Origin of the sequence: Hymenobacter sp. 5516J-16 (assembly GCF_022919335.1) — a bacterium.
Classification (GTDB): Bacteria; Bacteroidota; Bacteroidia; order Cytophagales; family Hymenobacteraceae; genus Hymenobacter; species Hymenobacter sublimis.
In genome coordinates this window covers 1-11,929 of the sequence record NZ_CP095058.1, presented here as the reverse complement: position 1 = coordinate 11,929, position 11,929 = coordinate 1, and the positions used below count along the sequence as shown (strand labels likewise).

Sequence of the window (11,929 nt, the reverse complement as noted above, 5' to 3'; positions counted from 1 at the left end):
AAGTCTACGCCGTAGTGCCAGCGGTAGCCCGGAAGCCAAAGTCTGAGGTGATGGGCGTCCGGTTTAGCGGCATTTTGGCGTAGCGCTGGCGCTCCGGCTCGGTTAACTTCAGGTTGAGCGTGTCCTTGATATGGCGCCCGTCTACGCGGTAGGGGTTGATGTTATGGGTATCCCAAATGGCGTAGTAACCCGCTACTTTAATCCAGGAGGAATCAATTTTTACTTCCTCTGACACTTCCACGATCTGCTGCTCGCCTTCGTTGAGCGTGGTCGTGTCCTCGCTCACAATGGAGAGCTTTTTGGCCGGGTTGAAGAAGATGGACTTTGCCGCATCGGAACCCTCATCCGGTAGCTCCTCCGTCTCAATCAGAATTGTGGTATCGGGCCGCACGTAGCGAATTGTGGGCGACTTAATCCGGAAGAAATCCTTCCGCTTGCCCGCCGAGCCAGCTTTTGCTTTCGGCTCGGGGACTTTGCGGCGCTGGGCCAGCAGCTGGCCGGGCAAGCCAAAGAACAGCCCGATCAGTAGCAGCGGCAGCAGCCAGTGTTTCGCAAAATTCAGCAAGAGCAACAGGGTAAATGGTGAAATTGTGAGGTTGTGAAGTTGTGAAATGATTTGAGTGTAGGGTGTAACGCCCGTGTCACCCATTGTCTTACATGGAATGAAAAACTCACCATTTCACAACTTCACTAATTCACTCCTAATGGTCCCCCAGCGCGGCTAGGTAACGCTCCGCATCCAGGGCGGCCATGCAGCCGGAGCCGGCGGCCGTCACGGCCTGCCGGTAGGTGTAATCCTGCACGTCGCCGCAGGCAAAAACTCCATCCACGTTGGTTTTGGCCGTACCAGGGAGGGTTTTAAGGTAGCCCTGCTCGTCGTGGTGCAGGTAGGGCTGGAAAATTTTGGAGTTCGGCTCGTGCCCGATGGCCACGAAGAAGCCCTCAATGGCAATGTCGCGGGTGCTGCCATCTACCACGTTCTTGAGGCGGGCACCTTCCACGCCGTGCTCTCCCAAAATCTCGTCGGTTACGGTATTCCAGAGCACTTCAATCTTGGGGTTATCGAGTACGCGCTTCTGCATGATTTTCGAGGCCCGCATCTCGCCCTTCCGCACAATCATGTACACCTTGCTGCACAGGTTAGCCAGGTAGGTAGCTTCTTCGGCTGCCGTATCGCCGGCGCCCACAATGGCCACGTCCTTGCCGCGGTAGAAAAATCCGTCGCACACGGCGCAGGCCGACACGCCCGAGCCGTTCAGCCGCTGCTCCGACGGAATGCCGAGCCACTTGGCCGAGGCACCGGTGGCAATAATGACCGTATCAGCTGTCAACTCCAGATTCTCATCAATAGTAACCCGGTGCGGATGACCCGAGAAGTCAACTGCAGTAGCAATGCCATAACGAATATCCGTGCCGAAACGGGCCGCCTGTTTCTTGAGGTCTTCCATCATTTCCGGCCCCATAATGCCGTCGGGGTAGCCGGGGAAGTTCTCTACGTCGTTGGTAATCGTGAGCTGCCCGCCGGGCTGCAGGCCCTGGTACATGACGGGCTTGAGGTTGGCGCGCGCAGCGTAAATAGCGGCCGTGTAGCCAGCCGGGCCGGAGCCAATAATCAGACACTTGATGTGTTCTGGGGAGGTAGTCGCCATGAGAAGTACGGAGCACCGGCTACGCCAGCGCTGTGTAAAGTTATAGTTGGGGTGCAAAGGTAACACCAGCACGCTGCTTCCGCCCGGGAGCAGAAATTTTACCACCCGGGTTGGGCTGGTACTACAACAAAAAACCCCAACCAAGGGTCAGGGTTTTCTGCGAAAGGGTAGAATAAATTACCCCAGGTAGGGTTTCAAGGCTTTGGAGCGCGAGGTGTGGCGCAACCGGCGGATGGCTTTCTCCTTGATCTGGCGCACCCGCTCACGGGTTAGGTTAAACTTCTCGCCGATTTCCTCTAGCGTAAGAGAGTGTTCTCCGTTCAGGCCAAAGTAGAGCGTGATGACGTCGGCTTCGCGCTTGGTCAGGGTGCTCAGGGCACGCTGCACTTCCTTGCGAAGCGAGTCGTTCATCAGGCCCGTGTCGGGGCTCTCCTCGTCTTCGTTTTCGAGTACGTCCAGGAGGCGATTTTCCTCACCCTGCACGAAGGGAGCATCCACGGATACGTGGCGACCCGAAATCTTCAGGGTATCTACTACCTCCGAAGTGGTCAGCTCCAACACTTCAGCAATTTCCTCGGGCGAGGGCTCCCGCTCGAATTTTTGCTCTAGCTCGGAGAAGGACTTGGAAATCTTATTCAGCGAGCCTACCCGGTTCAGGGGCAGACGCACAATGCGCGACTGTTCGGCCAGGGCTTGCAGAATGGATTGACGAATCCACCATACGGCGTAGGAGATGAATTTGAAGCCGCGGGTTTCATCAAAACGCTTGGCGGCTTTGATCAGACCAAGGTTGCCCTCATTGATCAAATCACCCAACGAAAGGCCTTGGTTCTGGTACTGTTTGGCCACCGACACCACGAAGCGAAGGTTAGCCTTGGTGAGTTTTTCCAGCGCTTGCTGATCACCTTCTTTGATGCGTTGCGCCAGCGTCACCTCCTCGTCGGGGGTCAGCAGATCCACCTTGCCAATCTCCTGGAGGTATTTATCCAGCGACTGGCTTTCGCGGTTGGTGATCTGCTTGCTGATTTTTAGCTGTCTCATTGCGGGCGCGTGAGAATGGAGTTGTGATTGCTACTAAACGTCGTTGTCAGTCCGATGTACGGAAGATACCCAAACGCGGGTACCGGCATTGATTATGTGCAACACGCCGGTACCCGCGAAAGTTCGGGGAGTTCTTACTGGGCGCTGCCGTTCGAGTCGGCGGCCCGCTCAGGCTTGGGCAGAAGCACCTTGCGCGAGAGGCGGTATTTGCCGGTCTTTTTGTCGATGTCGAGCAGTTTTACGTCAATCTCCTGCCCTACTTCCAGCACGCCTTCCAGCGAGGCCAGCCGCTCGTGGGCTACCTCCGAAATGTGCAAGAGACCGTCTTTGCCCGGCATGATTTCTACGAAAGCACCATAAGGCTGAATCGAGCGAACCTTGCCTTTGTAGGTTTCACCAATCTCCGGTACGGCAGCAATAGCGCGGATCCGGTCGATGGCGGCCTGCATGTCTTCCTGGTTGGAAGCGTAGATGCTTACGTGGCCTTTCTCGTCCTTCTCCTCAATGATTACCGTGGCGTTGGTATCCTTCTGAATCTGCTGAATAACCTTACCACCCGGCCCGATTACTGCTCCGATAAATTCCTTATCAATGAGCATTTTGTGCGAGCGGGGAGTGTGAGGCTTCAGCTCCGCGGCCGGAGTAGCTAGCGTCTTGGCCATCTCGGCCAAGATGTGCAGGCGGCCCTCACGAGCCTGGTGCAAAGCAGCCGTCAGAATTTCGTTGCTCAGGCCCTGGATTTTAATATCCATCTGGCAAGCCACGATACCTTTCTCGGTGCCAGTTACTTTGAAGTCCATGTCGCCGAGGTGGTCCTCGTCGCCCAGAATGTCAGACAGCACAGCGTATTCGCCGGTTTCCTTGTCCTGCACGAGGCCCATGGCTATACCCGAAACGGCGGCGCGGACCTTAATACCGGCATCCATCAGGGCCAGCGAACCAGCGCATACCGTAGCCATCGACGAGGAGCCGTTCGACTCCAGAATGTCCGACACGATGCGGATGGTGTAGGGATTTTCTTCCTCAGAAGGCAGCACCCGCTTCAGGGAACGGAGGGCCAGGTTGCCGTGGCCAATTTCCCGGCGACCGGGGCCACGGTTGGGCTTCACTTCACCGGTCGAGAAGGCCGGGAAGTTATAGTGTAGCATAAACTTGCTGTAGCCTGACTGCATAGCCGAGTCGATGATTTGCTCATCGAGCTTGGTACCCAGGGCCACCGTAGTCAGCGACTGGGTTTCACCGCGGGTAAACAGGGCCGAGCCGTGGGCGCCGGGCAGGTAGTTTACTTCGCTCCAAATCGGGCGAATTTCCGTCAGCTGACGACCATCGAGGCGGGTGCGCTCCTTGATCATCATGTCACGGATAGCCTTTTTCTCAGCCGAAGAGTAATAGCGGCCGAACATTTTCATGTCCAGTTCGGGCTGCTCTTCCAGCAGTTTCTCTATCAGGGATTTCTTAACGGCGCCGAAAGATTCCTTACGGCCGGCCTTGCTGGTATTGCCCGACTGAGCAATGGCGTACGCCTGCTGGTACACGCCCTCGTGGATGCGCTGCTTCAGCTCGTCATTTTCGTCGTACTTGGGGTACTCCCGCTTTACGTGCGACTTTTCAATTTCGGCGGCCAGCTCGCTCTGCACGCGGCACTGCTCCTTAATGGCTTCGTGGGCGTAGGCAATGGCTTCTACCATCTCCTCCTCACTCACCTCGTTCATCTCCCCTTCCACCATGGCTACCGAGGTAGCCGTAGCGCCTACAATCAGGTCAATGTCAGCGCGGGCAATGTCCGAGCTTTTGGGGTTGATTTGCAGCTTGCCGTCGATGCGGGCTACCCGCACTTCGGAAATCGGGCCAGCAAACGGAATATCAGAAATCGACAGGGCAGCCGAGGCAGCTAGGGCGGCCAAGGCATCGGGCTGCACGTCTTTATCGGCAGAAATCAGCGAAATCAGCACCTGCACCTCGTAGTGGTAGTCCTTGGGGAACATCGGGCGCAGAATGCGGTCCACAAGGCGGCACACGAGAATTTCGTAATCAGAGAGGCGACCTTCACGGCGCTGGAACGAGCCAGGAATTTTGCCGGCACCACCGAATTTCTCCTGGTAGTCCACCGACAAGGGCAGGAAGTCCACGTCGCCGCGGGAGCTGGGCTGCGAAACGACCGTTGCCAGCAGCATGGCGTCGCCCAGGCGCACCACAACGGCGCCGTCGGCGAATTTGGCCAGCTTGCCAGTTTCAATGGAAATCTGCCGCCCGTCGGGCAGCGTAATGTGTTTGGTAACCGCGGTGTAGTTGGGCATCTTAGGGTTGCTTAAGAAAGCGACAGCGGGCGAGCAGCCGTAAAAATAGGGCCAGCAGTAGCCCTACTTTGCTCTGAAGAAATATCCTTCGGGGAGTAAACAACGAAACCGGCGGAATAATGCAGCCGGCTTCGGACAAAAAAAGAGCAGGGAACCTCCCCAGTGGAAAGGCTCCCTGCTCCGGACCGTGGGCTTACTTGCGAATGCCCAGTTCCTTGATGATGGCGCGGTAGCGGTTGATTTCGCGGTGCTGGAGGTAGTCCAGCATCCGGCGACGCTTACCAACAAGCTTCAGCAGACCCAGACGGGTCGAGTAGTCCTTCTTGTTAACTTTCAGGTGCTCCGTTAGGTGCGTGATGCGGGTCGTGAACAGAGCAATCTGCGACTCGGCCGAACCGGTGTCGTTAGCGGACTTCTGCAGGCTATTTTTCTCGAAAATGGCCTGTTTTGCTTCAGTAGTGAGTTTCATCGGCAGATAGGTTTCCCCGTCTTAGATTAAAAATGAAAAGAGAATTCACCCCGCACTTCGGGGTGGCCGCAAAGGTAGGCTTTTACTCCGAGAAAATGTCGAAAATATCTGGCACTCGCGGCAAGCCTTCGTTCGCTAGCTTACTTTCTTATAGCCGCGTAATGGCCACCGCAACCAATTGGGCAGCAGTTGAGCCCACTTAATATCCAGTAATCCGGAGTCGTGGCGCGCTTGGTACAGAAAGAACAGGCCAACCGGTAGCAGCAAGCTAGTAGCTAGCCACATGCCTGGGCCCACGGGCATTACCATTTCGCGGCCGTATTTCTCGCCCATGATGGAAAGGACGTAGTAAATGATAAAGAAGACGATGGAAACAAGAATCGGCACTCCCAGGCCGCCCTTCTTGATGATGGCGCCCAACGGAGCCCCAATCAGAAACATGAGCAGAATAGCGGCCGACTGAGTAAACTTCTTGAAGCTTTCAATGCGGTAGTTGGCCGTTTCCTTGCTCAGGTTGGTTAGCCGCTCAGCCGACGTGCCAAGGAAGGAGCGCACATTGCGGGCCCGGTTTGCGGCCTGCTGGGTAATATTGAGGCTGACGGGGCGGAGCTCGGCGGGAGAAACCTTCCAGTTTTGCACGCGCAACGCGGCGGCTTGGCCGGTGGTGTCAAAGCGCAGGTAAGTGTAGTATGGGTTGAGCTGCGTGATCAGCTGCACCCGCTCGATGCGCACGCGCTGGTGCAAAGAATCTGTGAAGTGCGCCAGTTGGTCCAGATTCAGCATCATCTTGTTGGCGGCGAACAGCTCCGTTTTTGTGCGGTCCAGCCCGAAAGAGGACAGCGAAAAGGTAATCAGGTTACGGCCGAAATTCTGCCGGACGAAGTTGGCGCCGCTGCGGTTATCCGTGCTTGGCTGCTCTATGTACATGCGCCCCCGAAACAGTTCCAACCCCAAATACTGCCCGCCGAAACGCGTAAACATGCGCCCGGAGTCGGCCAGAATTACCCGCATGGAGCCAGAGCTTTGGGTATGATCGTAAATCATTACCCCTTTGAGAATGTCGCCATTCTCTCCCAACTTCTGATTTACCTTGATGGTGTAGCCCGGAATACCATTGTAGAAAACCCCTTCGCGAATATCCAGCGCCAACTTCTGCTGGCGAACGTCCCAGAGCAGGCTATAGGCCTCCAGGTTCGCCAGGGGCACAATGGTATTGTTAAACCAGAAAGCTCCGCCGGCTAGCAGCATGCTCACCAGCAGTACTGGCCGCAGGATGCGGGTAAGAGAAATTCCTGCCGTTTTGATGGCCGTTAGCTCATGGTGCTCCCCCAGGGTTCCGAAGGTCATGAGCGAGGATAGCAACACGGCCAAAGGCAGGGATATGGGCACAATGAGCACGCTGAAGTAAAATAGCAACTGCGCTATAACCCCCAGCCCCAGGTCTTTGCCTACTAGGTCGTCCATGTATTTCATCATGAACTGCATGAGGAAAATGAACTGCACCACCGCAAACGTGAGGAAGAACGGCCCAGCAAAAGCTTGTAGAATAAGCTTATCGAGTTTTTTCATAAAAAAGCGAAGCCCAACCATGCCCAGCAGGCTTCCAAGAGGGAAAAAGAAAAGAGCAAACGGGAAACGAAGATACGGCTCGTTTCGCGTCTGCTCCCCGGTAATCAGCCAAACGTCCTCTACCCTCCTACCTGTTCCCGCAACTTCTGAATCAGACTATCCCACATTTCCTGCAGCTCAACCGTATCTGTCTCCTCCGAGTAGTCCACGATACGCAGGTACACTTCTTGGGTCAATTGCGACTCGTCAACGAGAAAATCCAAGTAATTGGCATCGGGCGCGTGCCGCTTGTTCTCATCCAAGAATACGAACCGCACCGAGCGGTTGGTTCGATGGGAAGCCATTTCTGCGTAGTGCGGCTGATTATCCCAGATGAAATTGTAGCGGCCGGCATCAATACGAACATCTTGGCAGAACCAGTGTGACAGGCCCGATGCCGAAGCCAGGTAGGGATACAAGATTTTAGGGGAAGCATTAATGGGGTATTCGACCGTAAAACGGTGCTTGAGACGAGTGGCAGAAAGGGGCATAAGCAAAACAGTGTAAAGAATTTAGTGAGGCCACCTCCTCGGCAAAAGTGGCCCGGGAGCCAATATACACGGGTTTTTTTTTGCGCAATGCTTGCATCAGGTTAAATATTGTCCTTACCTTTGCACCAGCAAAAAAGACGGCGGGGTAGCTCAGTTGGTTAGAGCACAGGATTCATAACCCTGAGGTCACGAGTTCAACTCTCGTCCCCGCTACATATAGAAACGGCTTTTCTAGAACAGGAAGGCCGTTTTTTTATGCCCGTTACTTTTTTATCACAGTTTTATCACAACTTTATATTTCCGTTCTACTATTTTCTTGTGCCTAATTATTGATGACTCTACTTACTAAAGCTAGTACCCAGAAGCTGCTCAAGCTTGTCTATCAATACGGCTACTGCTATTTCAAGCTGTAACAACAATTGTAACGTTCATGTGGTCATTATTGCAGCAGCTTGTCACGGTTTGCTAAATCTGTTCTGTCGGCTTGTGCCTAGGTATGCGGATCGAAATAAACGTGTGTGAAGGCGTTATTTTACCACTTTTTAGCGTGGGTATTTTATCGTTCTTTCGCTATCTACCTATTCTCTTCTATTAGAGTGTGCATGCCTGGATCAGCCAAATAATTAGCCTTGGATTTGCAGCTAGTATCGTTATTTTCTATTCCACTGTAACTTCACCCGCCACCTAAACGGCAGTAGTTGGAAAATAAGAGTCGAACAAACTAATGGGCCCATTACTATTCGCCCTAATTGTTTATGAGGCATTCAATACTGGTATTTTGGGCAGATATTGCTAGGCCAAAATTCTTTTTGGCGAGCTGACCACATGGAAAATACTTAGATTTCTTACACGAATGCCTGAAATTGACAATCCGCGGGGCACACTATGCTAGATGTATCCTTATTAGTCCTTCACATCACAGTGGCGATACTAGTGGCCCACGACCGGCCATGGCCAGGTGCTGCACAGATCTAAGCAACAGCGGTATGGTACAACTGATTGATTTTGATGCTCTGCTCCTAGCGTAATGGTACTACTTGCGACATCTGCGTTTGTTACCTTCTATCTGCAGAAGGCTGGCTGTCATACCCTGGAAGCAGTCTGGAGCGACCATGTCAACAGTGAAGGCTTCCGCGAGGCAATTTTACAGGGCCTAAGCTTTGTTCAGCAGCACCGAATAGAGAATTGGATAGCGGATGACCGCCGACTCGGCCCGCTTAATGCCGAGGATCTGGCTTGGATAGCCACGGAAATTATGCCCGCTTTATCGGCCGGCGGCTTGCGTCGCCTAGCCGTGGTTGAGTCCGAGGATTTACTCAACCGCGTCCTCATTGAGGACGCTTATACTACCCCGGTTCACATACTCAACATTGAGTTCAAGCGCTTTGCCGATTTGCCTGCTGCCCGCGCCTGGGCCTGTAGTTGACCCACTCTCGGCACCAACCGCCCGCGGGCATAGTTATTGAACAAGTTGCTCCTTTTTACGATACTCTACTTTTCATTACGAACTCCATGACCCAAGAGGTCCGCACCCGCCTCCGCTACAACCAGGAGCGCCTGGCTTTTGTCGGCCAAAGTACTGCATCGGGAAGAGAGGCTTTACTGGAAATCCTCTCATCTACTATCCAAGATTTAAGCCTTCTATCCGCAGACCAGCTCACGGTTGAGCAACGTTTCCGCCTACTCCAACTGAAGCTGCAACAAAAGTCCATTAAGAACCTCCGCGACCATTTGGAGGGGTATAACATGTGGCTGCTGGTGTATACCACGTTGCTCTGCACGTTTAGCGCTATGATGCCAGATAATTCCCGCTTTTGACTCTATCAGCAGCTGGAGATAGTACTCCACGCTCACCTCACATAACAGTTAGAAATAGAGTTCTTATTAATTTCCTTCGTGGAGGTAGTTGTTACTACTTTAAAATACTTTACCTAGCTATACTGTTTAATTAATTGCTGCTTATTGTTATAACTCGAATTCACAAATCGGGTTAAATAAAAAACGTGCTGAGAATGCCCAGCACGTTTGCACTTACTATAATTCACAATTACTTGTTTTTATAGTACAATCTACGGTATTCTACTGTAATTATAAAATAAGGAGACATAACCAATCAAAGTGCTCCTTGATCAATTATCTATGTTGGGTAGTATTCACGTGGGTGAATTGCCATGTCAGAAATTTATTTTTCTTGCGCTGGTGAGCAGCTGCAAAAGGCACTTGCTGCAGCGCGGATAGCACCTCCTTCTCGGCTAAATCTCGGCCGAGTAGCTTACTCAAGACCCGCTGAATATCCTTAGTGGGATACTCCTTATCAAACGGAGGTGACCCAAACACAATGGCTAAAGCGTCCTTCACGCTGTAACGTTTACTTTTGAATCGTTTCACAGCAACTAAAGTGAGCGGTGTGGTATTGCTTGACTACGCTCCAGCCGGGCTACGGCAAACAAGTCCTGCTCGCTTTTCACTACCTGAAAGAAGCTAGAGTAAAAATCTAGCCGGCCGAACGGCACCAAATCTAGGGGCCGGCCCAGAGCGGTGTCGTGCAAAAAGGTGTTAAAAGTAAACCCGTGCTCCTGCACGGCGTCTTTGAAGGACCTTTGCTGCGCCCGGGATAATTGTTGGTAAGCTATCCACAAAGGGTTTCCCTCGTCGGGCAAGCGCATAGACCGCACTTTCTTGGAGGAATTAGATGCTGGCAAGCGCTCCATTTACACAATATTTTGTAGGTTTTCCCAATATTTAAGGTAAAAAGCTTAATCACATACGCAATTTACCTTAAATATTAACTCCTCCAAAAAGCGCCTACACTTTCCCGCATGCCCCCCGCTCCTCATCCCATAACTACCAGTCCGTCTGAGCCTTTTGGAAAGCGGTTGCTGCAACTTATGGACCTCCTGCGACTCAAGCCTTCGGCTTTCGCAGCTAAGTTGGATATGAAACCCCAAACTTTAAATGGCTTCACCGGGCCCAAGCAAAGCGGGGTGACTTTAAAAACTATTCAGAAAATACTAGCGGTATTTCCCCGAGTCAATAGCCACTGGCTGATTACCGGCGAAGGGGAGCCGCTAGCTCCGCTACAATCTCCAGAGGCCGTAGCCCAGCTAGCCAGGGAGCAGTTATTAGTTTCCCCAGACCAGCACTTCACTATAGCCCAGGAAGCAGCAACCCCTTATTCTTCCACTCTACTCACGTGCCAGCAGGAATTAGAACAGAGCCGCAGCCGCATCAAGGAATTAGAAGACATTATAGCTGACAAACAGCTCATCATCGACCTATTACGCGACAAGCAACAGGGAGCCAGTTAAGGATTCCATCTGCCAACTGAAGCTTGCTCACTAGGAAATGTGGGGGCGCTATAACAATACTAGTTTTCCCTCATCATTAGGCAGCGCAGCAGCGCTGTTATGCATTTAGGGCGCGTTGCTCAGTTATGCAGTAGCCTGTAAAGGAAGGGCATATATTGTACATTATAAATGCAAAAAGCGCCTGCTCGAATACGAGCAGGCGCTTTTGGTAAGTAGCGTAGCTAAACGGACTACTTGATTTTTTCCACGATGCCTTTGAAAGCCTCGGGGTGGTTCAGGGCGAGGTCGGCCAGCACCTTGCGGTTCAGCTCGATGCCAGCCTTTTTCAGGCCGCCCATGAACTGCGAGTAAGACAGGCCATGCTCCCGGGCACCAGCGTTGATACGCTGAATCCAGAGGGCGCGGAACTCGCGCTTCTTAACTTTCCGGTCGCGGTAGGCATACAGCAGACCTTTCTCAACCGCGTTTTTGGCAACGGTCCATACGTTTTTGCGACGGCCATAATAGCCTTTCGCCAAACGCATTACTTTTTTCCGGCGGTGGCGGGAGGCCACGTGGTTTACACTTCTTGGCATAACCAGTTTTTTTTGGCGGCCGGCGGCGGATAGTTATTTACCGCAGCTTTTATTTCAGCCGGACGCCTGGTGAAAAGAATTAAAATTAAAAATCAAAGAATTAAAGAAATCTATACATCCAGCACCTAACGAGAGGCTACGGCATGTTTTGTTTCTAATTCCTAATTTCTAATTAGAGAGTAAGCATGTCCTTTACGCGGTTCATATCTGCCGAGCTTACCAGCGTTACGTGCGTCAGGTTACGCTTCTGCTTGGTGCTCTTCTTGGTCAGAATGTGGCTTTTGAAGGCATGCTTACGCTTAATCTTGCCCGTGCCGGTCAGCGTGAAACGCTTTTTGGCGCCGGACTTAGTTTTCATTTTCGGCATTGTGGTGGTGATAAAAGGTGAAAAACTGCGGCGGTCGGCTGCCTAGGGCCGGTGCGCCAGCTCAAATTGGGGCCGCAGCCCCGGGTAAACTATTCGGTTGCCTTATCGGCGGCAGCGGGGCGGG

At 52.8% G+C, this 11,929-nt stretch carries 13 protein-coding genes and 1 tRNA gene; 4 read left to right on the top strand and 10 right to left on the bottom strand.

What is annotated here, in order from left to right; translation table 11 throughout:
- Positions 1-4 precede the first annotated feature (4 nt).
- The 7 genes from MUN84_RS00070 to MUN84_RS00040 form a co-directional block, all read right to left on the bottom strand.
- Positions 5-565: a hypothetical protein gene (locus MUN84_RS00070; protein ID WP_244696105.1), complete on the bottom strand. Its 561-nt coding sequence runs from the start codon at positions 563-565 to the stop codon at positions 5-7.
- A 136-nt stretch (positions 566-701) separates the two neighbouring features.
- Complete coding sequence (gene trxB / locus MUN84_RS00065; RefSeq protein ID WP_244696104.1) at positions 702-1,649, bottom strand: thioredoxin-disulfide reductase; 948 nt, start codon at positions 1,647-1,649, stop codon at positions 702-704.
- Positions 1,650-1,826: 177 nt separating this feature from the next.
- The gene (locus tag MUN84_RS00060) at positions 1,827-2,690 is read right to left on the bottom strand and encodes an RNA polymerase sigma factor RpoD/SigA (RefSeq protein ID WP_022823752.1); all 864 of its coding nucleotides are present in this window, start codon (positions 2,688-2,690) and stop codon (positions 1,827-1,829) included.
- A 134-nt stretch (positions 2,691-2,824) separates the two neighbouring features.
- Positions 2,825-4,987 carry a polyribonucleotide nucleotidyltransferase gene (locus MUN84_RS00055; protein WP_244696103.1) on the bottom strand — a complete coding sequence of 721 codons (2,163 nt, stop codon included), beginning with the start codon at positions 4,985-4,987 and terminating at the stop codon, positions 2,825-2,827.
- Positions 4,988-5,180: 193 nt separating this feature from the next.
- A complete protein-coding gene (gene rpsO / locus MUN84_RS00050; protein WP_188558566.1) occupies positions 5,181-5,456 on the bottom strand; it encodes a 30S ribosomal protein S15 in 276 nt (91 codons plus the stop codon).
- A gap of 135 nt (positions 5,457-5,591) precedes the next feature.
- A complete protein-coding gene (locus MUN84_RS00045; protein WP_244696102.1) occupies positions 5,592-7,025 on the bottom strand; it encodes an LptF/LptG family permease in 1,434 nt (477 codons plus the stop codon).
- A 119-nt stretch (positions 7,026-7,144) separates the two neighbouring features.
- Complete coding sequence (locus MUN84_RS00040; protein ID WP_244696101.1) at positions 7,145-7,555, bottom strand: START-like domain-containing protein; 411 nt, start codon at positions 7,553-7,555, stop codon at positions 7,145-7,147.
- 139 nt (positions 7,556-7,694) lie between these two features.
- Between MUN84_RS00040 and MUN84_RS00035 the strand changes: the two genes are divergently transcribed.
- The 3 genes from MUN84_RS00035 (at position 7,695) to MUN84_RS00025 (ending at position 9,373) form a co-directional block, all read left to right on the top strand.
- A tRNA-Met gene (locus MUN84_RS00035) sits at positions 7,695-7,768 on the top strand.
- An 814-nt stretch (positions 7,769-8,582) separates the two neighbouring features.
- Positions 8,583-8,981 carry a hypothetical protein gene (locus MUN84_RS00030; protein ID WP_244696100.1) on the top strand — a complete coding sequence of 133 codons (399 nt, stop codon included), beginning with the start codon at positions 8,583-8,585 and terminating at the stop codon, positions 8,979-8,981.
- An 86-nt stretch (positions 8,982-9,067) separates the two neighbouring features.
- Positions 9,068-9,373 (top strand): hypothetical protein, encoded by a 306-nt coding sequence (locus MUN84_RS00025; protein WP_244696099.1) that lies wholly within the window; start codon positions 9,068-9,070, stop codon positions 9,371-9,373.
- A 315-nt stretch (positions 9,374-9,688) separates the two neighbouring features.
- Here MUN84_RS00025 and MUN84_RS00020 read toward each other — a convergent pair whose 3' ends face one another.
- A complete protein-coding gene (locus tag MUN84_RS00020; protein WP_244696098.1) occupies positions 9,689-9,943 on the bottom strand; it encodes a hypothetical protein in 255 nt (84 codons plus the stop codon).
- Between the two features lie 431 nt (positions 9,944-10,374).
- On the opposite strand from MUN84_RS00020, the gene MUN84_RS00015 reads away from it, so the two are divergent.
- Positions 10,375-10,863, top strand: coding sequence for a hypothetical protein (locus MUN84_RS00015; protein ID WP_244696097.1), 489 nt, complete (start codon positions 10,375-10,377; stop codon positions 10,861-10,863).
- Positions 10,864-11,093: 230 nt separating this feature from the next.
- Here MUN84_RS00015 and rplT read toward each other — a convergent pair whose 3' ends face one another.
- Both rplT and rpmI read right to left on the bottom strand, forming a co-directional pair.
- Positions 11,094-11,438, bottom strand: a complete 345-nt coding sequence (rplT, locus tag MUN84_RS00010) for a 50S ribosomal protein L20 (RefSeq protein ID WP_188558572.1) — start codon at positions 11,436-11,438, stop codon at positions 11,094-11,096.
- 172 nt (positions 11,439-11,610) lie between these two features.
- Complete coding sequence (gene rpmI, locus MUN84_RS00005; RefSeq protein WP_188558573.1) at positions 11,611-11,805, bottom strand: 50S ribosomal protein L35; 195 nt, start codon at positions 11,803-11,805, stop codon at positions 11,611-11,613.
- Positions 11,806-11,929 lie beyond the last annotated feature (124 nt).

Excerpts from the sequence above, each read along its gene's own strand:
- MUN84_RS00015 (WP_244696097.1), top strand. The coding sequence starts at position 10,375 with ATGCCCCCCGCTCCTCATCCCATAACTACCAGTCCGTCTGAGCCTTTT.
- rpsO (WP_188558566.1), bottom strand. The coding sequence starts at position 5,456 with ATGAAACTCACTACTGAAGCAAAACAGGCCATTTTCGAGAAAAATAGC.
- rpmI (WP_188558573.1), bottom strand. The coding sequence starts at position 11,805 with ATGCCGAAAATGAAAACTAAGTCCGGCGCCAAAAAGCGTTTCACGCTG.
- MUN84_RS00025 (WP_244696099.1), top strand. The coding sequence starts at position 9,068 with ATGACCCAAGAGGTCCGCACCCGCCTCCGCTACAACCAGGAGCGCCTG.
- MUN84_RS00055 (WP_244696103.1), bottom strand. The coding sequence starts at position 4,987 with ATGCCCAACTACACCGCGGTTACCAAACACATTACGCTGCCCGACGGG.
- MUN84_RS00045 (WP_244696102.1), bottom strand. The coding sequence starts at position 7,025 with ATGAAAAAACTCGATAAGCTTATTCTACAAGCTTTTGCTGGGCCGTTC.
- MUN84_RS00060 (WP_022823752.1), bottom strand. The coding sequence starts at position 2,690 with ATGAGACAGCTAAAAATCAGCAAGCAGATCACCAACCGCGAAAGCCAG.
- rplT (WP_188558572.1), bottom strand. The coding sequence starts at position 11,438 with ATGCCAAGAAGTGTAAACCACGTGGCCTCCCGCCACCGCCGGAAAAAA.
- trxB (WP_244696104.1), bottom strand. The coding sequence starts at position 1,649 with ATGGCGACTACCTCCCCAGAACACATCAAGTGTCTGATTATTGGCTCC.
- MUN84_RS00040 (WP_244696101.1), bottom strand. The coding sequence starts at position 7,555 with ATGCCCCTTTCTGCCACTCGTCTCAAGCACCGTTTTACGGTCGAATAC.
- MUN84_RS00030 (WP_244696100.1), top strand. The coding sequence starts at position 8,583 with ATGGTACTACTTGCGACATCTGCGTTTGTTACCTTCTATCTGCAGAAG.